Raw genomic sequence first — 18998 nt, 5'->3', positions numbered from 1 at the left:
TGCGGACAACCCTATTGATTCGGGTTGTGGATGGCAAGTCTTGCGGAAAAATTGGTGGAAAGCAGCTTAAAGCGGATTTTTAAAGGGTTTTTATGCTTTCTGGGTGGGCGTTGCTTGAGGGGAATTGCGCGTCAGCGGAGCAGCGTCAGGACCGACTGCGGTATCTGGTTGGCCTGCACCAGCACGCTCTGGGCGGCCTGGCGCAGGATCTGCTGGGAGGCGAGGGTGGCGGTTTCGCTGGCGTAGTCGGCGTCGAGGATGCGCGAGCGGCTGGCGCTGACGTTCTCGCCGATGTTCTGCAGGTTGGAGATGGTGGCGTCCAGGCGGTTCTGGATGGCGCCCATGTAGGCACGTTGGCTGTCGACGTAGGCCAGCGCATCGTCGATGTCCATCACCGCCAGGCCGGGTGTCTTGATCAGGTCGATGTTGTTCAGTGCCATGGCGCCGACGTTGAACGCGTCCAGCCCCACGTCGATGGTTTCAAAGGCCTTGGCGCCCACCTGCAGGGAAACCTGGGTCCCGCCGCCGGTGGCGTTGGGGTCGAACAGCTTGGGTGGGATGAGCTTGAAGCCGATGGAGCCTGGCACGCCAACGCCTCGGTTGGGCAGCACGTTCTCGGCGGTCAGCACGTCGCCGCCATCGGCATCGAAGCCGCCGATGGCACCGGTGTCGGCGTTGGTCAGGTTCATGGCGACGATGAAGGCCGCGCCATCGGTGTTGAACTTCGTGGTGAAGTCCGCCGTGCTGGCGAAGGCCCCGCGGCTGGCGTTGGCCAGGGCGTCGTCCAGGGTTGAGTTGGCGTGGCCGGCGAGGTATTGCATCACGTCGCGAATGCCCAGTCCGCCGGCTGCCTTGATCTCGGCGTGCATGTAGCGCACGGCCGCGTAGGAGGCCGAATAGCCGGCGCTGCTGGCGATGCTGCCGAAGGCGCCCATCMCCCCGCCGATGCCGCTGGCGGCAATGTCGGCAGCCAGGCGCTCGTCGGCGCCTTGGGCGGCCTCTGCCGTGCCCTCCTTGAACCAGCCGGGCAGGGCGTTGAAATTCATCGTCCGCCCCATCACCGCGTGCACCATCTCGTGGGCCAGCACGCGGTCGGTGTACTGGCCGGGGTTGGTGCCGCCGTTGGGCAGGGTGGAGCCATCGAAATAGGCCAGGTTCACATTCAGCACCTGGTCGTAGTACTTGCCGCCAGCCCCCGGAGTGCCGGAGACGGAGGCCAGTGCGTTGCTCGACGGATCGTTGGTCAGGGTGATGGTCAGCGGAGCACCGTCCGCCTTCAGTCCGTAGGCATCCAGCACGCGCTTTTCGCCTTCGCCGATCCAGAACCCCTGCAGCGAGTTGAGCACGGCGCGTTCATCGAGCTTGCCCAGGCGCGAGGTGCTGTCTTGGTTGAACACCTGGCGGCCGCCGAAGGTGGTGGTTTCGTTGACCCGGTTGATCTCCTGCAGGAGCTGCTGCGCCTCCTGGTTGAGCGCGGCGCGCTCGGTGGCGGTGTTGGAGCCGTTCATGGCCTGCAGCCCGAGCGTGCGGATGCGCTGCAGCGCACCGGTCACGCTTTGCAGCGCGCCTTCGCCCACCTGCAGCATGGACAGGCCGTCATTGGCGTTCCGCACGGCAATACCGAGGCCGCGCACCTGAGACGTGAGGGCATTGGAGATTTGCAGGCCGGCCGCATCGTCCTTGGCGCTGTTGATGCGCTGGCCGGTGGAGAGGCGCTGCATGGCCCTGTCGAGCGTCCTGTTGGTGTCGCCCAGTTGCCGCTGCGTGAACGATGAGGCGGTGTTGGTATTGACCGTCAGCATCAATCGATCGCTCGGACCCTGAGGCCGGGAAATTCCGGCTCGTCAGGGTCATCGGCGGTCGTGCTGGCTTCTTGATGGCCGTTCGTCTCAGGCCGACGAATGGCGGGGGCGCGGGCGTTGCAGCTCGCGCAGGTCCGCACCGCTGGGATGCTGGAAGACCCGCAGGCCGAACTCCGGGAGGATCGCCAGGAGGTGGTCGAAGACGTCCGACTGGATCGCCTCGTAGCGGGCCCAGGCCGTGGTGCTGGTGAAGCAGTACAGCTCCAGCGGCAGGCCGTCGGCGGTCGGCGCCATCTGCCGCACCAGCAGGGTCATGTCCTGGCGGATCTCCGGGTGGTGGCGCAGGTACTGCTCCACGTAGGCGCGGAAGGTGCCGATGTTGGTCAGCTGACGGCTGTTGACCGGCAGGCGGGCCGACTCGTCCAGCTGGGCATTCCAGCTCAGCAGTTCGCTTTCCTTGGCCTTGAGGTAACTGTCCAGCAGGCGGAAGCGGCGCAGGCCGGCCTGCTCGTCGGCGCTGAGGAAATGCACGCTGTTCTGGTCCAGGTAGAGGCTGCGCTTGATCCGCCGTCCGCCCGACTCCTGCATGCCCCGCCAGTTCTTGAACGAGTCGGTGATGAAGCGCTTGGTGGGGATGGTGGTGATGGTCTTGTCCCAGTTCTGCACTTTCACCGTGTGCAGGGCGATGTCGATCACGTCGCCGTCGGCGTTCAGCTGGGGCATCTCCACCCAGTCGCCGACACGGATGATGTCGTTGGAGGTGATCTGCACGCTGGCCACCAGGGACAGCAGGGTGTCCTGGAAGATCAGCATCAGCACCGCGGCCATGGCACCGAGGCCGGACAGCAGGATCAGCGGCGAGCGGTCGATCAGGCTGGCCACCATGAGAATCGCGGCGATGGCGAACACGGCGATCTTCAGCACCTGCAGGTAGCCCTTGATGGGCCGCAGGTGCGCGTCTGGGCGGCGGTTGTAGAGGCTGTTGACGATGTCCAGCAGGGCGCTGATCGCCAGGGCCAGGGTGAGGATGATGAACGCCGCGCAGACATTGGTGACCACCGTCACCAGCGCAGCGGGCAGGCCGGGCACCACCTTCACCCCGGCGGTCAGCACCAGCGCGGGGACGACGTTGGCCAGGCGCTTGATCAGCCCCTGGTCCTGGATCTGCCCGCCAACGAGGCGCAGCAGGCCCTTGAGGAGGATGCGCCGGACGATCCAGTTGGACAGCCAGGCCAGCAGGAGGAGGACGGAGGAGGCGACGAGCGTGTGCAGTTCCGGGTGCTGTCGCAGCCACTCCAGGGAATGGTTGAACGTGTCTTGCATGGGCTGCTCCCTTCAGGGTTCCGATGGGTGGGGGTCTGCCCCAAAACCGCCGGACCTTAGCAAAACGCAGCCCGGCGGCCCAAGCCCGGGGGTGTAAGCGCAGGTGTCGCTGCGCCCTGGGCCGTCACGTTCAGGGGGTGTAGGCACCGATGAAGATGGCCGGGTCGACCCGCACGTTATTCAGGCTGACGTTCCAGTGCATGTGCGGCCCGGTGGCCCGGCCGGTGGCGCCGACGCGCCCCACCACGCCGCCGCGTGGTAGTGCCTGGCCGAGCTTAACGTCCACCTTGGACAGGTGGCAGAACATGCTGATCAGCCCCTGGCCGTGATCGACGAAAACCGTCTTGCCGTTGAAGAAGTAGTCGCCGATGAGGATGACCTTGCCGGCCGCCGGGGCCTTGATCGGGGTGCCGGCTCCCACTGCGAAGTCCAGGCCGGAGTGCGGGTTGCGCTCCTCGCCGTTGAAGAAGCGGCGCAGGCCGAAGGGGCTGGAGAGCGGGCCGTTCACCGGCTTGTCGAACAGCAGGTTGCTCGGCGTGCCGGGGCTGAAGCTGCGGTAGGCGCGGGTCTGTTCCGCCAGTTCGCGGTCGATGCGCTTCAGGTCCTCGGGCAGCGGGTTCACCTGGCGGGTGTTCTTCAGGGTGATGCGCTGTTCCTTGTAGTGGCGGGGGCCGACCGTGAAGGCCAGGCGGCGATCGTCGCTCACCTCGATGCGCTGTTCGCCAGCGGCGGTGCCCAGTGGGATGCCGACGATGGCGATCCAGTCGCGTCCCTCTTCCTTGACCACCAGCACCGGCTTGCCCTGGTAGCGGGCCGTGGGCGCCTGGGCGCCCTGGCCGAGCTGGACCACGGCGACACCGCCGGGCACCGGCTTGTCCAGCAGGCGGGTGATGAAGCCCTCGGCCTGGACGGGGAGGGCGGCGAGAAGCAGCAGGGCGAGCAACAGGCGCATCGATCAGTCCAGCAGTGAGAGGGTGACGGGGGCCAGATGGTTGTCCTCGACCCGTACCTCCAGCTCACCTTCGCCGAGGCGTGCCTTGAGGCGTTGGCCGGGCTGGGTCTGGCTGGCGCTGCGGATGGCCTGGCCGCGCTCGTCGAGGAGGATGCTGTAGCCGCGGCCGAGGGTGGCCAGGGGGCTGAAGGCGTGCAGCGTCTGCACCTGGCTTTGCAGTTCCAGGCGACGGGTACCGAGGGTTTCGCGCATGGCCCGGGGCAGTCGCGCGGCCAGGGCGTTGAGGCGCTGGCGCAGCAGGCCGAGGGCGCGCCCCGGGTGCTGGGCCGCCAGGCGCGTCTCCAGGCGGGCCAGGTGCTCGCGGCGCTGGCTCACTTGGCGGTCGAGGGCGCGTTGCAGGCGCATCTCCAGGTCATCCAGGCGCTGGGCCTGCTGGCGCAGCCGTTCGCCCGGGTGGCGCAGGCGTCGGGTCAGCCCGTCCAGGCGCAGGTGCTGGTGGGCGATCAGCTGGCGCATGCGCAGCTGCAGGCGGCGCTCCAGGCCCTCCAGGCGCTGGCGCAGGCCGCTGGAATCCGGTGCCAGCAGCTCGGCGGCCGCAGAGGGCGTCGGCGCGCGAACGTCGGCGACGAAGTCGCTGATGGACACATCCGTCTCGTGGCCCACGGCGCTGACGATGGGGGTCTTGCAGGTAGCGACGGCGCGGGCCACGGCCTCTTCGTTGAAGCACCAGAGGTCTTCGAGGGAGCCGCCGCCCCGGGCCAGGATGAGCGCGTCGAAGCCCTGGGCATCCGCCAGGGCCAGGGCGCGGACGATCTGCGCGGTGGCCTCGCGGCCCTGCACGGCGGTGGGCACCAGGGTCAGGCTGACCTGGGGCGCACGGCGGCGGAACACGCTGATGATGTCGCGGATCACCGCGCCGGTGGGGGAGGTGACGATGCCTACGCGCTGAGGATGGGCCGGCAGCGGGCGCTTGCGCTCGGTGGCGAACAGGCCCTCGCCGGCGAGCTTCTCCTTGAGCGCTTCGAAGGCCAGGCGCAGGGCGCCGTCACCGGCGGGCTCCACGGCGTCGGCGATCATCTGGTAGTCGCCACGGCCTTCGAACAGCGAGACCTTGCCCCGCACCTTCACCGCCAGCCCGTCACGCAGCGCCTGGCGCACCTTGAGGGCGTTCTGCCGGAACAGCGCACAGCGCACCTGGGCCTGGCTGTCCTTGAGGGTGAAATAGAGGTGGCCGGATGCGGGCCGGGCGAGGTTGGAGATCTCGCCTTCCACCCAGACCTGGGGGAACACGTCCTCCAGCAGGTGGCGGGCGCGCTGGTTCAGTTGGCTGACGGTCAGCACCTCGCGGTCGAGGCCCAGCCGTTGGAAGGGGTCCTTGTACATGGCGCGGGATGATACGGGCGCACGGGGACGGCGCCAATGCGCGCGTCAGTCTTCGACGCGCACCACGCGCAGGGGGAAACCCAGGCGGTCGGCGAAGCCGTCGAGGAAGGCGCGGGTGAAACCGGCCTCCACCCAGTGGTTGAAGATGAAGGCCAGGTTGGAGAAGCCGCAGGGCTGCAGGTAGAGGAAGCCGTTGATGTCGTCCTCGAAGCCGCATTCGGGGCAGGTGAAGTTGTCGGTCTCGCCCGGCCACCAGGCTTCCAGGCTGTCGAACAGCGGCTCGCCGATCTCCCGGCGGCATTCCGGGCAGCCGGCTTCGTTGAGGAAGCCGCGCACCGGGGTATAGATGCAGCGCTTGTCGACGATCTCCAGGCCGCAGCCCTGCTGGCCGATGGGCAGGTGCTCGGGATGTTCCACCACGCGGTGGGCACCGGCAGCGGGGGCGTGCAGTGCGCGGTTGCCGCCCCGGCCGAAGGCGCTCGGGACCGCCTCGACCACGCCGCTCTGCACCAGCCAGCGCAGCAGGCGCCCGGCCAGGGCCTGGTGGCCGGGCACGCTGGAGACCTGGGGAACGATGATCAACTGACGGGTTTCCATGGCCGGCTCCGGTGGACGAGGGCGCGCAGCTTACCCGCCCCGCCAGCCTCGTCAATCGGCGGTGGTCGGGTCGCTGGCGAGGTGCTGGCAGAGGTGCTCCACCAGGCCCCGGTCCAGGGCGCGGGTCTCGCTGCGCCAGGCCAGGGCGACCTCGCTGTCGGCCTGGGGATCGGCCAGCGGCAGGAAGCGCACGTCGGCAGGGGCGATGCGGCTCATGGAGGCCGCCACCAGGGCCACGCCAAGGCCGGCTTCGATCAGGTGCAGCTGGCTGGTCTTGCGCGACACCACCCGCGCGGCACGGGGAAAGAAGCCTTCCCGCAGGCACAGTTCGGCGGCGCGGTAGCTCAGGCCGCCCCGTTGCAGGTGGGGGATGGAGACGAAGGCCTCTTCACGCAGATCGGCCAGGGGCACCGGCCCGTCGCGTCGCGCCAGCGGGTGGTCGACGGCGACCGCCAGCAGCAGGGGCTCGCGGTACAGCGGGCGGAGACTCAACCCGGGGTGCTGGCGCAGGACCGGCAGGCGCAGCAGGCAGGCGTCCAGGCGTCCTTCGCGCAGGTCCGCCAGTTGCTGTTCGGAGGATTGCTGAATGAGTTCGAGGCTGACGCCGGGGTGCGCTTCCAGGTAGCTGCACAGTGCCGCCTGCAGCGGGGCGATAAGCGGCACGGAGCTGGAGTGGCCCAGGCGCAGGCTGCCGTGCTGCCCCTGGCCGACCTGGCGGGCCAGGTCGCTGGCGGCTTCCAGGTCCAGCAGCAGGCTCCGGGCCCGGGGCAGGAAGGCCTGGCCGGCTTCGGTCAGCGTCACCTGGCGCGGGCCGCGCAGCAGCAGTTCGGTGCCCAGGTCGTCCTCCAGCTCCCTCAGTTGTCGGCTCAGGGCCGATTGGGCGATGAACAGGCGCTCCGCCGCACGGCTGAGGCTGCCGGCGTCGACGATTTCCACGAAGTAGCGCAGTTGGCGAAGGGAGACCATCGATCCATGCCTTTTCGAGATAGAGAGAGGGCTTGGATTGTATTGGTGAGATGGCAGGCGTGCTCGCTAGAGTCCACCTGTTTTTCGGAAGGAGTCGTTCATGCACCTGTTCGAGCTGTTGGGGGCGCTGCCGTTCACGCCGCTGGAGTGGCTGCTGCTGGAGGGTGTCATCGCGCTGGCCTATGTGGTCTTCGGCATCGCCGGGTTCGGTACGGCGCTGGTGGCCGCGCCCTTGCTGGTGGGTTGGCTGCCGTTGTCCCAGGTGATCCCGTTGCTGGTGCTGCTGGATTTCACCGCCTCGTTCGGCAACTGGCTGCCGGCGCGTCGGTCGGTGTCGGGTAGCGAGTTGCGCCGGCTGCTGCCCTTGATGGCGTTGGGTTGCGGGGTAGGGGTCTATGGTCTGGCAACCTTGCGCTCGGAGCTGTTGATGCTGCTGCTGGGGGTGTTCGTCTGCCTCTATGCCTTGTATTCGCTGTTCCTCCAGCCGGTGCGCCGTGCGCCGATGGCGGTGGGCTGGGTGGTGCCGTTCGGGCTGTTCGGCGGTTTGTTCGGGGCCTTGTTCGGCAGTGGCGGCTTCCTCTATTCCCTCTACCTGAGCGGGCGGCTGGAGGCGAAGGAGCAGATCCGCGCCACCCAGAGCGCACTGATCGGGTGCAGCACCTTCGTCCGCTTGGGGTTGTTCCTGCTGGCGGGCTTCTATGCCGATGCCTCGTTGCTGCTGATCGCCCTGTGCCTGCTGCCGGGGATGGCCGCCGGGTTGTGGGTGGGGCGGCGGGTGACGTTGCGCCTGTCGCGGGAGGCGTTCGTCCGGCTGGTGACCTGGCTGGTGCTGTGCAGTGGGGTGGCGCTGGTGGCGCGTTATCTGACGCAGGCATGAGACCTGTCGTCGGTGTGTGATGGCCAATTGAGCGCCCGTGCGCAGCTGAGATATAATGCCGCGCTTCCAATTTTCCCGCCTGGGAGCCCCCGCCATGCTGCGCATCAGCCAAGAAGCCCTTACCTTCGACGACGTACTCCTGATCCCGGGGTATTCCGAGGTCCTGCCGAAGGACGTCAGTCTCAAGACCCGACTGACCCGTGGCATCGAACTGAACATTCCCCTGGTGTCCGCCGCGATGGATACCGTGACCGAAGCCCGGCTGGCCATCGCCATGGCTCAGGAAGGCGGCATCGGCATCGTTCACAAGAACATGACCATCGAGCAGCAGGCTTCCGAGGTCCGCAAGGTCAAGCGTCACGAGACCGCCATCGTTCGTGACCCGGTCACCGTCACCCCCTCCACCAAGATCCTCGAACTGCTGCAGATCGCCCGCGAGTGCGGCTTCTCCGGCTTCCCGGTGGTGGAAGAGGGCGAGCTGGTCGGCATCGTCACCGGTCGCGACCTGCGCGTGAAGCCGAACGTCGGCGACACCGTGGCGGCGATCATGACCCCCAAGGACAAGCTGGTCACCGTCCACGAGGGCACCCCGCTGGACGACATCAAGGCCAAGCTCTACGAGAACCGCATCGAGAAGATGCTGGTGGTGGACGAGAACTTCTACCTGCGTGGCCTGGTGACCTTCCGTGACATCGAGAAGGCCAAGACCTACCCGCTGGCCTCCAAGGACGAGCAGGGCCGCCTGCGCGTCGGCGCAGCGGTCGGCACCGGCGCCGACACCGGCGAGCGCGTCGCAGCCCTGGTTGCCGCAGGCGTCGACGTGGTGGTGGTGGACACCGCCCACGGCCACTCCAAGGGCGTGATCGACCGCGTTCGCTGGGTCAAGGAAACCTACCCGCAGGTCCAGGTGATCGGCGGCAACATCGCCACCGGCGAAGCCGCCAAGGCCCTGGCCGAGGCCGGCGCCGATGCGGTCAAGGTCGGCATCGGCCCGGGCTCCATCTGCACCACCCGTATCGTCGCCGGCGTCGGTGTACCGCAGATCTCCGCCATCGCCAACGTTGCTGCCGCTCTGGCCGGCACTGGCGTTCCGCTGATCGCCGACGGCGGCATCCGCTTCTCCGGCGACCTGTCCAAGGCCATCGTGGCCGGCGCGTCCTGCGTGATGATGGGCTCCATGTTCGCCGGTACCGAAGAGGCGCCGGGCGAGGTCGAGCTGTTCCAGGGCCGCTCCTACAAGGCCTACCGCGGCATGGGTTCGCTGGGTGCCATGGCGCAGTCCCAGGGCTCGTCCGACCGCTACTTCCAGGACTCCGCCGCCGGTGCCGAGAAGCTGGTGCCGGAAGGCATCGAAGGCCGCGTGCCGTACAAGGGCAGCCTGACCGCCATCGTCCACCAGCTGATGGGCGGCCTGCGCGCCTCCATGGGCTACACCGGCTGCGCCACCGTCGAAGAGATGCGCACCAAGCCGCAGTTCGTTCGCATCACCGGTGCCGGCATGGCCGAGTCCCACGTGCATGACGTGCAGATCACCAAGGAAGCGCCGAACTACCGGGTCGGCTAACTGACACTTCACTGGAGCTGGAGGCTGGGGGCTGGACGGACAGGGTTTCGTCCAGCCTTCAGCCTTCAGCGTTTCAGCCACTTTCCCAGGGGAAGCACATGGCTCATCAAGACATCCACGCTCACCGCATCCTGATCCTCGACTTCGGTTCCCAATACACCCAGCTGATCGCCCGCCGCGTTCGCGAGATCGGCGTGTACTGCGAGATCCACCCGTTCGACATGGAAAACGATGCCATCCGCGCCTTCGCGCCCAAGGGCATCATCCTTGCTGGCGGCCCGGAGTCGGTGCATGAGGCCAACAGCCCGCGCGCCCCGCAGGCGGTGTTCGACCTCAACGTCCCGCTGTTCGGCATCTGCTACGGCATGCAGACCATGGCCGAGCAACTGGGTGGCAAGGTGCAGGGGTCCGACCTGCGCGAATTCGGCTACGCCCGTGTCGACGTGGTCGGCAAGGCGCGCCTGCTGGACGGCATCGAAGACCACGTCGACGCGGACGGCCTGCTGGGCCTGGACGTGTGGATGAGCCACGGCGACAAGGTCACCGCCATGCCCGAGGGCTTCCACATCCTCGCCAGCACCCCGAGCTGCCCCATCGCCGCCATGGCCGATGACGCCCGCGCCTACTACGGCGTGCAGTTCCACCCGGAAGTGACCCACACCAAGCAGGGCGGTCGCATCCTCTCCCGCTTCGTGCTGGACATCTGTGGCTGCGCCGCGCTGTGGACCCCGTCGAACATCGTCGAAGACGCCATCGCCACCGTGCGCGCCCAGGTGGGCAGCAACAAGGTGCTGCTGGGCCTGTCCGGCGGCGTCGACTCCTCCGTGGTCGCGGCCCTGCTGCACAAGGCCATCGGCGACCAGCTGACCTGCGTCTTCGTCGACAACGGCCTGCTGCGCCTGCACGAAGGTGACCAGGTGATGGCCATGTTCGCCGAGAACATGGGCGTGAAGGTCATCCGCGCCAATGCCGAGGACAAGTTCCTTGGCCGCCTGGCCGGCGTTGCCGACCCGGAAGAGAAGCGCAAGATCATCGGCCGCACCTTCATCGAAGTCTTCGATGAGGAAGCCACCAAGCTGCAGGACGTTAAGTTCCTCGCCCAGGGCACCATCTACCCGGACGTGATCGAGTCGGCTGGCGCCAAGACCGGCAAGGCCCACGTTATCAAGTCCCACCACAACGTCGGCGGCCTGCCGGAAGACATGCAGTTCGAACTGGTCGAGCCGCTGCGCGAGCTGTTCAAGGACGAGGTGCGCAAGATCGGCCTTGAACTGGGCCTGCCCTACGACATGGTCTACCGCCACCCGTTCCCGGGCCCGGGCCTGGGCGTGCGCATCCTCGGCGAGGTGAAGAAGGAGTACGCCGACCTGCTGCGTCGCGCGGACCACATCTTCATCGAGGAACTGCGTGCCTTCGACTGGTACCACAAGACCAGCCAGGCCTTCGTGGTGTTCCAGCCGGTGAAATCCGTGGGCGTGGTCGGTGACGGCCGTCGCTACGCCTGGGTCGTCGCCCTGCGCGCCGTGGAAACCATCGACTTCATGACCGCACGCTGGGCGCACCTGCCCTACGAGCTGCTGGAGAAGGTTTCCAACCGCATCATCAACGAGATCGAAGGCATCTCCCGCGTTACCTACGACGTGTCGAGCAAGCCGCCGGCGACCATCGAGTGGGAGTGATCCAGCTCCCCTGATCGCTGGATGAACGAAGGCGCGGACCGCTCAGGCGATCCGCGCCTTTTTCGTGTGGTGGCCCTGCGACCGTCCCTCGCCTGATGCCTTGTGTCGCAGACATTTCTTGAGAATGAGCAGCAGTTGATCCGTATAATCATTACAGATCATTGCTGAGTTCAGAGGAGTGGTTACATGTCGGTACGTCTCGCAACTGCGTTGGCCCGCGCCTGTGGCGCCGGCCTGCTGTCCCTTGGCCTGCTGCTGCCGCTGGCGGCCCGCGCTGATGACGCAGTGACCCTGACCCTCTACAACGGGCAGCACGAAGCCACCGGCAAGGCCGTGGCCGAAGCCTTCACCAAGGCCACTGGCATCCAGGTGCGCATCCGCAAGGGCGGTGGCGGCCAGTTGGCCAACCAGATCGCCGAGGAAGGCGAGCGCTCGCCCGCCGACATCATCTACACCGAGGAAGCGCCGCCGCTGATCAAGCTGGCCAATCAGGGCCTGCTGGCCAAGGTGGACGACGCGCTGCTCAAGCAGGTCGAGCCGCAGTACGCCGACCCTGCCGGCCACTGGATCGGCGTCACCTCCCGGGTCCGCGTGCTGGCCTACAACCCCAAGGAGCTGGGCGACCAGCCCCTGCCGCAGAGCGTGCTCGACGTCGCCGATCCGGAGTGGAGCGGCAAGATCGCCTTCGTACCCAGCAGCGGTGAGTTCCTCGGCCAGGTGGCCGCGATCATCAAGCTGCAGGGCCGCGAGAAGGCCGAGGAGTGGCTGACCGGCCTGAAGGCCTTCGGCTCCACCTACACCAACAACGTCATCGCCATGAAGGCGGTGGAGAACGGCGAAGTCGCCGCCGCCCTGATCAACAGCTACTACTGGATGGCGCTGAAGAAGGAGAAGGGCGAGCTGAACAGCAAGCTGCACTACTTCGCCGATGGCGATGCCGGCGGCCTGGCCAGCGTTTCCGGCGTGGCCGTGGTGAAGGCCAGCAAGCACCCGAAGGAGGCCCAGCAGTTCGTGGCCTTCATGCTCAGCGAAGAAGGCCAGAAGGCCATCCTCAGCCAGTCGGCCGAATACCCGGTGAACCCGAAGGTGCCGGCTGATCCGCTGCTCAAGCCCTACGACCAGCTGCGCCCGCCGAAACTCAGCGCCTCCGACATCGGCCTGGCCGAGGACGCCCTGGAACTCGAACGCGAGGTCGGGCTGAACTGATGCACGCCGAAGCCGTCGACCCGGCGCTGCCGGACACACCTTCGCTGGTGCCCAGCCGCCGGCGACGCACGCCGCCGATCTGGCTGCAGGTGCCGGTCATGGCGCTGCTGCTGGTAGCGGCCCTGCCGCTGTTCTACGTGGCGGTGCGCAGCTGGGAGTCCGGCTGGCACACCGCCTGGCAGTTGCTGTGGCGGCCCTTCGTGTTCCACCTGCTGGGCAACACCCTGAAGCTGATGGTGGCGGTCACCGCCGGCTGCGCGCTGCTCGGCCTGGCGCTGGCCTGGTGCGTGGAGCGCAGCGACCTGCGCGGTCGCCGGCAATGGAACGTGCTGCTTTGCCTGCCGTTCGCCATCCCGGCCTTCGTCGCCGGCTTCAGCTGGATTTCCCTCAGCCCGCTGTTCGAGGGGCTGTGGGGCACGGTGCTGGTGATGGTGCTGTCCAAGTACCCGCTGGTGTACCTGCCGGTGATGGCCACCCTGCGCAACCTCGACCCGGCCCTGGAAGAGTCCGCGCGCATGCTCGGCTACACCCGGCGCCAGGTGTTCTGGCGGGTGACCCTGCCGCTGCTGCGCCCGGTGCTGATGGGCACCAGCCTGCTGGTGGCGCTGCACATGCTGGTGGAGTTCGGCGCGCCATCGATCATGCGCTACCAGACCTTCACCACCGCCATCTATCAACAGTTCGAACTGGAGTTCAGCAACGCCAACGCGGCGATGCTCTCCGCCCTGCTGCTGGCCTTGTGCATGCTGCTGATGGGCCTGGAGCTGCGCCTGCGTGGCCGTGGCCATGCACGCACCGGGCAGGGCGTGGCGCGGCGCATCGCGCCGGTGCGCCTGGGGCACTGGGACTGGCTGGTGCAGGGGGTACTGGTGGCCCTGGTGGTAGTGGGTTCGCTGGTGCCGCTGGTGACCCTGGGCTTCTGGATTCACGAAGGCAGCTCCGCCGCCTTCCCGCTCGGCGACATCCTCCGCACCCTCGGCTCGTCCCTCTATCTTTCCTTCGGCGGGGCGCTGATCAGCTGCCTGCTGGCCCTGCCGGTGTGCCTGGTGGTGGTGCGCTACCACGGACGCCTGGCGCGTCTGGCCGATCGCCTGCCGTACCTGCTGCACGCGCTGCCGGGGCTGGTCATCGCGCTGTCCCTGGTGTTCTTCGCACTGGGCTATGCGCCGTCGCTGTACCAGACCACCCTGTTGTTGCTGGTGGCCTACGCCCTGCTGTTCATGCCCATGGCCCAGTCGCCGTTGCGGGTGGCCCTGGAGAAGGCCTCGCCACAACTGGAGGAAGCCGCCCGGACCCTGGGTCAGACGCCGTTCCTGGCCTTCCTGCGGGTGACCCTGCCGATCATCTTCCCGGCCATTGGTGCCGGCTTCGTGCTGGTGTTCCTCGATTGCATGAAGGAGCTGACCGCCACCCTGATCCTCGGCCCCACCGGGCTGGACACCCTGGCGACCGCCGTGTGGTCGCACACGGCCAATCTGGAATACGCCGCGGCGGCGCCCTATGCGGCGCTGATCGTGCTGGTGTCCGGCCTGCCGGTGTACCTGCTCACCACGCGCGCCTACCTTGGGCGCCGTGGCTGATCCCGCTGTGGCATCGCGCCACGGCGGGCGGCCGCCCCGCAAGGGGAGGGCTGTGCGAAAATGCGCGACCTGCGAGCGGCCCCCGGGCCGCGATGATGAGGCCGCCAACAGAGTGGCCGCGTAACGCCTGATGGGCCCGATGCCTTACTCACAGGAGCCTGCACCCGTGTCATTCACCCGCAGACAGATTCTCGGTGGCCTCGTCGGCCTCGGTGTGGTCGGCCTTGGTGCCGGTGGCGCCGCCCGCTACTGGCTGGGCCGTTCCCTCGATGCCAAGACCCACGATTACGAACTGATCGCCGCCCCCTTCGACCTCGAACTGGTCCCCGGCCACACCACCCCCGCCTGGGGCTATGGCGGCCAGGCGCCGGGCGTGGAACTGCGCTCGCGCCAGGGCGACTGGCTGCGGGTGCGCTTCATCAACAAGCTGGACGAACCCACCACTGTCCACTGGCATGGCATCCGCCTGCCGCTGGAGATGGACGGCGTGCCCTATGTGTCGCAGTTGCCGGTGTTGCCGGGCGAATACTTCGACTACCGCTTCCGCACCGACGATGCCGGCAGCTTCTGGTACCACCCCCACGAGTCCAGTGCGGTGCAGCTCGGGCGCGGGCTGGTCGGGCCGCTGATCGTCGAGGAGCGCGAGCCGTCCGGCTTCCGTCATGAGCAGGTGCTCTCGCTGAAGACCTGGCACGTGGATCAGGAAGGCGCTTTCACCGCCTTCAGCGTGCCCCGCGAGGCCGCGCGCGAAGGCACCCGGGGCCGGCTCACCACCATCAACGGCAAGCCCACGCCGACCCTCGACCTGCCGGCCGGGCAGGTGGTTCGCCTGCGCCTGCTGAACCTGGATAGCACCATCACCTACCGGCTCAACCTGCCGGGCGCCGATGTCCGCATCTACGCCCTGGACGGCCACCCCATCGAGCCGCGCCCGCTGGGCAAGGAATACTGGCTGGGCCCGGGCATGCGTATCGAGCTGGGCATCAAGGTGCCGGAGGCGGGGCAGGAGCTGTCCATGCGCAACGGGCCGCTGCGCCTGGCCACCCTGCGCAGCGTGCCGAGCAACGAGCCGGCCGGTGACTGGCCGGCTGCACTGCCGCCGAACCCGATTCCCGAGCCCGACCTGGCCAAGGCCGAGACGCTGAGCTTCCGCTTCGAGTGGGCCGCCACCCTGGTCAGCGCCGCTGGCAAGCCCAGCAACTACTGGCAGATCAACGGCAAGGCCTGGGACATCAACGACAAGACCTGTGCCGACCGGCCCATCGCGACCTTGAAGAAGGGGGGGCACTACATCTTCGAGCTGCGCAACATGGCCCAGTACCTGCACCCCATCCACCTGCACGGCATGTCGTTCAAGGTGCTGGATTCGGACCGCAAGTCGATCATCCCGTACTTCACCGACACCTACCTGCTGGGCAAGAACGAGACCGCGCGCATCGCGCTGGTGGCGGATAACCCCGGTGTGTGGATGTTCCACTGCCACGTGATCGACCACATGGAAACCGGCCTGATGGCCGCCATCGAGGTGGCCTGACCGTGCGCCAGCCGATGTTCATCGACCGCAGCCAGGACGAGCGCTTCATGCAGGAAGCGCTGGCCCTGGCCGCCGAGGGTGCGGCCCTGGGCGAGGTGCCCGTGGGCGCGGTGGTGGTGCACGACGGGCAGGTGGTGGGGCGCGGCTTCAACTGCCCCATTTCCCGCCACGACCCCAGCGCCCATGCCGAGATGGTGGCGATCCGCGAGGCGGCCCAGGCGCTGGAGAACTACCGGCTGGTGGGGGCCACCCTCTACGTCACACTGGAGCCCTGCAGCATGTGCGCCGGGCTCATCGTCCACTCGCGCATCGCCCGGGTGGTCTACGGTGCCACCGAGCCGAAGGCCGGGGTGGCGATCAGTCGTGGCCAGTTCTTCGAGCAGGCCTTCCTCAATCACCGGGTGCTGGTGGAAGGCGGGGTGCTGGGGGAGGCCTGCAGCGAACTGCTGTCCGGTTTCTTCCAGGCCCGTCGCGCCGCCCGTCGGGAGAGCTGAGGGCCTGCGACCAAGGTCGCAGGCTGTCAGCCTTGTCCTACAGAAATGCTGTGGTAAGGTGCGCGGCCGCCAGAAGTGGCGTCCTAGAGCGGTTCTTTGGTGAATCGAGCTGGGAGGTTGCATTGCCAGGAGGCGCCCGCAGTACCGTTGTCCCGCAGTGCCCGTTTTCGACGATGACGCAAGGCCGTGGCAGTTCGGCGTGGCCCTCCTGATCCGTTGAATGTTGTCGAGGGTGCTGTGATGAGTGAAACGCAAGTGCGGTCCCACCTCGGGGCGGCGGAAGAGGGCGCGGTCGATGCGTCCGGGCTGGAGGTCAAGCGACTGACCTTCCTCGAAGCGGTGGCCATGATCGTGGGCACCAACATCGGCGCCGGCGTGCTGTCCATGGCCTACGCCAGCCGCAAGGCCGGCTTCATGCCGCTGTTGCTGTGGCTGGCGGTGGCCGGTGTGTTCACCACCATTTCCATGCTCTACGTCTCCGAGACGGCCCTGCGCACCCGCACCCACTCCCAGTTGAGCGGCCTGGCCCAGCGCTACGTGGGCTCGTTCGGCTCCTGGGCGATCTTCCTGTCGGTGGCGGTCAACAGCATCGGTGCACTGATCGCCTACATGAGCGGCAGCGGCAAGATCCTCGCGGCCTTCCTCGGCATCAGCCCGGCGGTGGGCAGCCTGGTGTTCTTCATTCCGGCTGCGCTGGTGCTCTACCTGGGCCTGGGTGCCATCGGCAAGGGCGAGAAGTTCATCAGCATCGGCATGGTCAGCATGATCGTGCTGCTGGTGGTGGCGACCCTGCTCAACGAGCACACCGACGTGGCGCGCCTGCTGGAAGGTGACTGGATCTACATGGTGCCGGTGTTCAACATCGCCGTGTTCTGCTTCTCCGCGCAGTACATCGTCCCGGAGATGGCCCGTGGCTTCAGCCACGCGCCGGAGCAACTGCCCAAGGCGGTGATCACCGGCATGGTGCTGACCTTCTGCCTGCTGGCCATCGTGCCGATGTCGGTGATCGCCCTGACCGGCCTGGACGGCCAGACCGAGGTGGCCACCCTGGCCTGGGGCGAGGCGCTGGGCCAGTGGGCGTTCTACACCGCCAACACCTTCGCCCTGTGCGCCATGCTCACCTCCTACTGGGGCCTGGGCGGCAGCTTCCTGACCAACATCTTCGACAAATTCCATGCCCTCGGCTCCGAGTCCCAGCCCAAGACCCGCCTGGTGGTGCTGGGCATCGTCTGCGTGCCGCCCTTCGTGCTCGCGTACAGCGGCATGGTCGGCTTCGTGAACGCCCTGTACTTCGCCGGTGCCTTCAGTGGCGTGATCCTCTCCATCATGCCGATCCTCATGCTTCGCTCGGCCCGCCGCCAGGGTGACCTGCAGCCGGCGTGGTCCTGTGGCTGGATCGCCCACCCGGCCATCCAGGTGGTGATCGTGATGATCTACCTGGCCAGCGCGGCCTATGCGATCTGCAGCGCGCTGAACCTGCTGCCTTCGGGTTGGTAAGACCCCAGGTACGAGAAAGCCCGGCATCTGCCGGGCTTTTTTGTGGGGGCGGTTCGAGCTTCAGAGCTTCTCGTTGGCACCGTCCGCCGGCGGCGTCTTGTCGATGCCCGGCACGTGGAGGCTGCCCTCGGCCACTTCGGTGCCTTCCATCTGCGGCTGGGTCACCCAGGTGAGGATGTCGTAGTAGCGGCGGATGTTCTGCACGAACTGCACCGTCTCGCCGCCCCGTGCATAGCCGTAGCGGGTCTTGCGGTACCACTGCTTCTGCGAGAGACGCGGCAGCATCTGCTTCACATCGAGCCACTTGTTGGGGTTCAGGCCTTCGGCTTCCGCCAGCTTGCGGGCGTCGCCCAGGTGGGCGATGCCGATGTTGTAGGCGGCCAGGGCGAACCAGGTGCGATCCGGCTCCTTGAGGTCGTCCGAGAGGCCTTCCTTGATCATGGCGAAGTACTTGCTGCCGCCGCCGATGCTCTGGCGGGCGTCCAGCCGGTTGGACACGCCCATGGCCTTGGCGGTGTCCTGGGTCAGCATCATCAGGCCGCGCACGCCGGTCTTGGAGGTGGCGGTGGGCTGCCAGAGCGACTCCTGGTAGCCGATGGCGGCCAGCAGGCGCCAGTCCACCTGGTTGCTCTGGGAGGCCTGGCGGAAGTGCTGTTCGTACTTGGGCAAGCGTTGCTGCAGGTGCTTGGCGAAGGTGTAGGCGCCGACGTAGCCAAGGACGTCGACATGGCCGTAGTAGCGATCCTTCAGACGCTGCAGGGTGCCGTTCTGCTTGGCCTTGTCGAGGAAGCCGTTGACCTGGTCGAGCAGGCTGTTGTCTTCGCCGGGGGCGACGGCCCAGGCCAGGTTGCTGGCGTCGCCCAGGTCGAAGGCGACGCGCACGTTGGGGAAGTAGACCTGGTTCATGGCCAGTTCGTTGGAGTCCACCAGGGTCAGGTCGATCTGGCCTTCATCCACCATGCGCAGCAGGTCGACGATCTCGACTTCGTCGGATTCCTCGTAGTTCAGCTCCGGGTACTGGGCTTTGAGGGCGGCGAGCTGCTCGGCATGGCTGCTGCCCTTGAGCACGAGGATGCGCTGGCCCACCAGGTCTTCCGGGCGGGTAGGGCGGCGTTCGCCGTTGCGGTAGATGACCTGGGGGGTGACCTCCAGGTACGGGTGGGAAAAGCGCACCTGGCGCTGGCGGGCATCGCTGGCCACCAGGCCGGCGGCGGCCAGCACCGGGCCCTTGGCCTGGCCGAGGCGGCCGAAGAGGTCGTCGATGTTGTCGGCGGTCTCGATTTCCAGGCGCACGCCCAGGTCGTCGGCGAAGCGCTTGACCAGTTCGTACTCGAAACCGGTTTCGCCGTTGCGGTCCTGGAAGTAGGTGGCCGGGCTGTTGCGGGTGACCACGCGTAGGACGCCCTCCTCCTGGATGCGCTCGAGGGTATTGGGCTGTTTGCAGCCGCCGAGCAGCAGGAGGATTCCGGTCGCCATCAGCCACAGGGCACGGCGCGTGCGGAACACGGGTGGGGTGAACATCGGCGCAGTATACGCAAACGCCG

At 67.4% G+C, this 18998-nt stretch carries 15 protein-coding genes; 8 read left to right on the top strand and 7 right to left on the bottom strand.

Features of this window, described 5'->3' with window-relative positions; translation table 11 throughout:
- Nucleotides 1-131: 131 nt before the first annotated feature.
- From SZ55_RS12170 to SZ55_RS12145, 6 genes are all read right to left on the bottom strand, one after another.
- Nucleotides 132-1802, bottom strand: coding sequence for a flagellinolysin (locus SZ55_RS12170; protein WP_152644475.1), 1671 nt, complete (start codon nucleotides 1800-1802; stop codon nucleotides 132-134).
- Nucleotides 1803-1889: 87 nt separating this feature from the next.
- Nucleotides 1890-3125, bottom strand: a complete 1236-nt coding sequence (locus SZ55_RS12165; RefSeq protein WP_044405964.1) for a mechanosensitive ion channel family protein — start codon at nucleotides 3123-3125, stop codon at nucleotides 1890-1892.
- 130 nt (nucleotides 3126-3255) lie between these two features.
- Complete coding sequence (locus SZ55_RS12160; RefSeq protein ID WP_044405962.1) at nucleotides 3256-4077, bottom strand: peptidoglycan DD-metalloendopeptidase family protein; 822 nt, start codon at nucleotides 4075-4077, stop codon at nucleotides 3256-3258.
- Between the two features lie 3 nt (nucleotides 4078-4080).
- Nucleotides 4081-5460, bottom strand: a complete 1380-nt coding sequence (gene xseA, locus SZ55_RS12155) for an exodeoxyribonuclease VII large subunit (protein WP_044405960.1) — start codon at nucleotides 5458-5460, stop codon at nucleotides 4081-4083.
- A 45-nt stretch (nucleotides 5461-5505) separates the two neighbouring features.
- Nucleotides 5506-6057: a hypothetical protein gene (locus SZ55_RS12150; RefSeq protein WP_044405957.1), complete on the bottom strand. Its 552-nt coding sequence runs from the start codon at nucleotides 6055-6057 to the stop codon at nucleotides 5506-5508.
- A 51-nt stretch (nucleotides 6058-6108) separates the two neighbouring features.
- The gene (locus tag SZ55_RS12145) at nucleotides 6109-7023 is read right to left on the bottom strand and encodes a LysR family transcriptional regulator (RefSeq protein ID WP_044405955.1); all 915 of its coding nucleotides are present in this window, start codon (nucleotides 7021-7023) and stop codon (nucleotides 6109-6111) included.
- Nucleotides 7024-7123: 100 nt separating this feature from the next.
- On the opposite strand from SZ55_RS12145, the gene SZ55_RS12140 reads away from it, so the two are divergent.
- The 8 genes from SZ55_RS12140 (at nucleotide 7124) to SZ55_RS12105 (ending at nucleotide 17454) form a co-directional block, all read left to right on the top strand.
- The gene (locus SZ55_RS12140; protein WP_044405953.1) at nucleotides 7124-7900 is read left to right on the top strand and encodes a sulfite exporter TauE/SafE family protein; all 777 of its coding nucleotides are present in this window, start codon (nucleotides 7124-7126) and stop codon (nucleotides 7898-7900) included.
- Nucleotides 7901-7994: 94 nt separating this feature from the next.
- The gene (gene guaB, locus SZ55_RS12135) at nucleotides 7995-9464 is read left to right on the top strand and encodes an IMP dehydrogenase (RefSeq protein ID WP_044405951.1); all 1470 of its coding nucleotides are present in this window, start codon (nucleotides 7995-7997) and stop codon (nucleotides 9462-9464) included.
- Nucleotides 9465-9562: 98 nt separating this feature from the next.
- A complete protein-coding gene (gene guaA / locus SZ55_RS12130) occupies nucleotides 9563-11143 on the top strand; it encodes a glutamine-hydrolyzing GMP synthase (protein WP_044405949.1) in 1581 nt (526 codons plus the stop codon).
- 186 nt (nucleotides 11144-11329) lie between these two features.
- Complete coding sequence (locus SZ55_RS12125; protein WP_044405948.1) at nucleotides 11330-12349, top strand: iron ABC transporter substrate-binding protein; 1020 nt, start codon at nucleotides 11330-11332, stop codon at nucleotides 12347-12349.
- 98 nt (nucleotides 12350-12447) lie between these two features.
- Entirely contained in the window at nucleotides 12448-13929 is a 1482-nt protein-coding gene (locus tag SZ55_RS12120) for an ABC transporter permease (RefSeq protein ID WP_232060875.1), read from the top strand.
- A 166-nt stretch (nucleotides 13930-14095) separates the two neighbouring features.
- Entirely contained in the window at nucleotides 14096-15463 is a 1368-nt protein-coding gene (locus SZ55_RS12115) for a multicopper oxidase family protein (protein WP_044405945.1), read from the top strand.
- A gap of 2 nt (nucleotides 15464-15465) precedes the next feature.
- On the top strand, nucleotides 15466-15957 hold the full coding sequence (gene tadA, locus SZ55_RS12110; RefSeq protein ID WP_044405943.1) for a tRNA adenosine(34) deaminase TadA: 492 nt from the start codon (nucleotides 15466-15468) through the stop codon (nucleotides 15955-15957).
- Nucleotides 15958-16197: 240 nt separating this feature from the next.
- Nucleotides 16198-17454, top strand: a complete 1257-nt coding sequence (locus SZ55_RS12105) for an aromatic amino acid transport family protein (protein ID WP_044405941.1) — start codon at nucleotides 16198-16200, stop codon at nucleotides 17452-17454.
- 60 nt (nucleotides 17455-17514) lie between these two features.
- On the opposite strand, the gene mltF is transcribed toward SZ55_RS12105, so the two are convergent.
- Nucleotides 17515-18975 (bottom strand): membrane-bound lytic murein transglycosylase MltF, encoded by a 1461-nt coding sequence (gene mltF, locus SZ55_RS12100; RefSeq protein ID WP_044405939.1) that lies wholly within the window; start codon nucleotides 18973-18975, stop codon nucleotides 17515-17517.
- Between the last annotated feature and the right edge of the window lie 23 nt (nucleotides 18976-18998).

This window comes from Pseudomonas sp. FeS53a (assembly GCF_000931385.1).
In the GTDB taxonomy this organism is placed as follows: domain Bacteria; phylum Pseudomonadota; class Gammaproteobacteria; order Pseudomonadales; family Pseudomonadaceae; genus Metapseudomonas; species Metapseudomonas otitidis.
This window is presented reverse-complemented; position numbering and strand designations above follow the sequence as displayed.

Excerpts from the sequence above, each read along its gene's own strand:
- SZ55_RS12165 (WP_044405964.1), bottom strand. The coding sequence starts at position 3,125 with ATGCAAGACACGTTCAACCATTCCCTGGAGTGGCTGCGACAGCACCCG.
- SZ55_RS12160 (WP_044405962.1), bottom strand. The coding sequence starts at position 4,077 with ATGCGCCTGTTGCTCGCCCTGCTGCTTCTCGCCGCCCTCCCCGTCCAG.
- xseA (WP_044405960.1), bottom strand. The coding sequence starts at position 5,460 with ATGTACAAGGACCCCTTCCAACGGCTGGGCCTCGACCGCGAGGTGCTG.
- SZ55_RS12150 (WP_044405957.1), bottom strand. The coding sequence starts at position 6,057 with ATGGAAACCCGTCAGTTGATCATCGTTCCCCAGGTCTCCAGCGTGCCC.
- SZ55_RS12145 (WP_044405955.1), bottom strand. The coding sequence starts at position 7,023 with ATGGTCTCCCTTCGCCAACTGCGCTACTTCGTGGAAATCGTCGACGCC.
- SZ55_RS12140 (WP_044405953.1), top strand. The coding sequence starts at position 7,124 with ATGCACCTGTTCGAGCTGTTGGGGGCGCTGCCGTTCACGCCGCTGGAG.
- guaB (WP_044405951.1), top strand. The coding sequence starts at position 7,995 with ATGCTGCGCATCAGCCAAGAAGCCCTTACCTTCGACGACGTACTCCTG.
- guaA (WP_044405949.1), top strand. The coding sequence starts at position 9,563 with ATGGCTCATCAAGACATCCACGCTCACCGCATCCTGATCCTCGACTTC.
- SZ55_RS12125 (WP_044405948.1), top strand. The coding sequence starts at position 11,330 with ATGTCGGTACGTCTCGCAACTGCGTTGGCCCGCGCCTGTGGCGCCGGC.
- SZ55_RS12120 (WP_232060875.1), top strand. The coding sequence starts at position 12,448 with ATGGCGCTGCTGCTGGTAGCGGCCCTGCCGCTGTTCTACGTGGCGGTG.
- SZ55_RS12105 (WP_044405941.1), top strand. The coding sequence starts at position 16,198 with ATGAGTGAAACGCAAGTGCGGTCCCACCTCGGGGCGGCGGAAGAGGGC.
- mltF (WP_044405939.1), bottom strand. The coding sequence starts at position 18,975 with ATGTTCACCCCACCCGTGTTCCGCACGCGCCGTGCCCTGTGGCTGATG.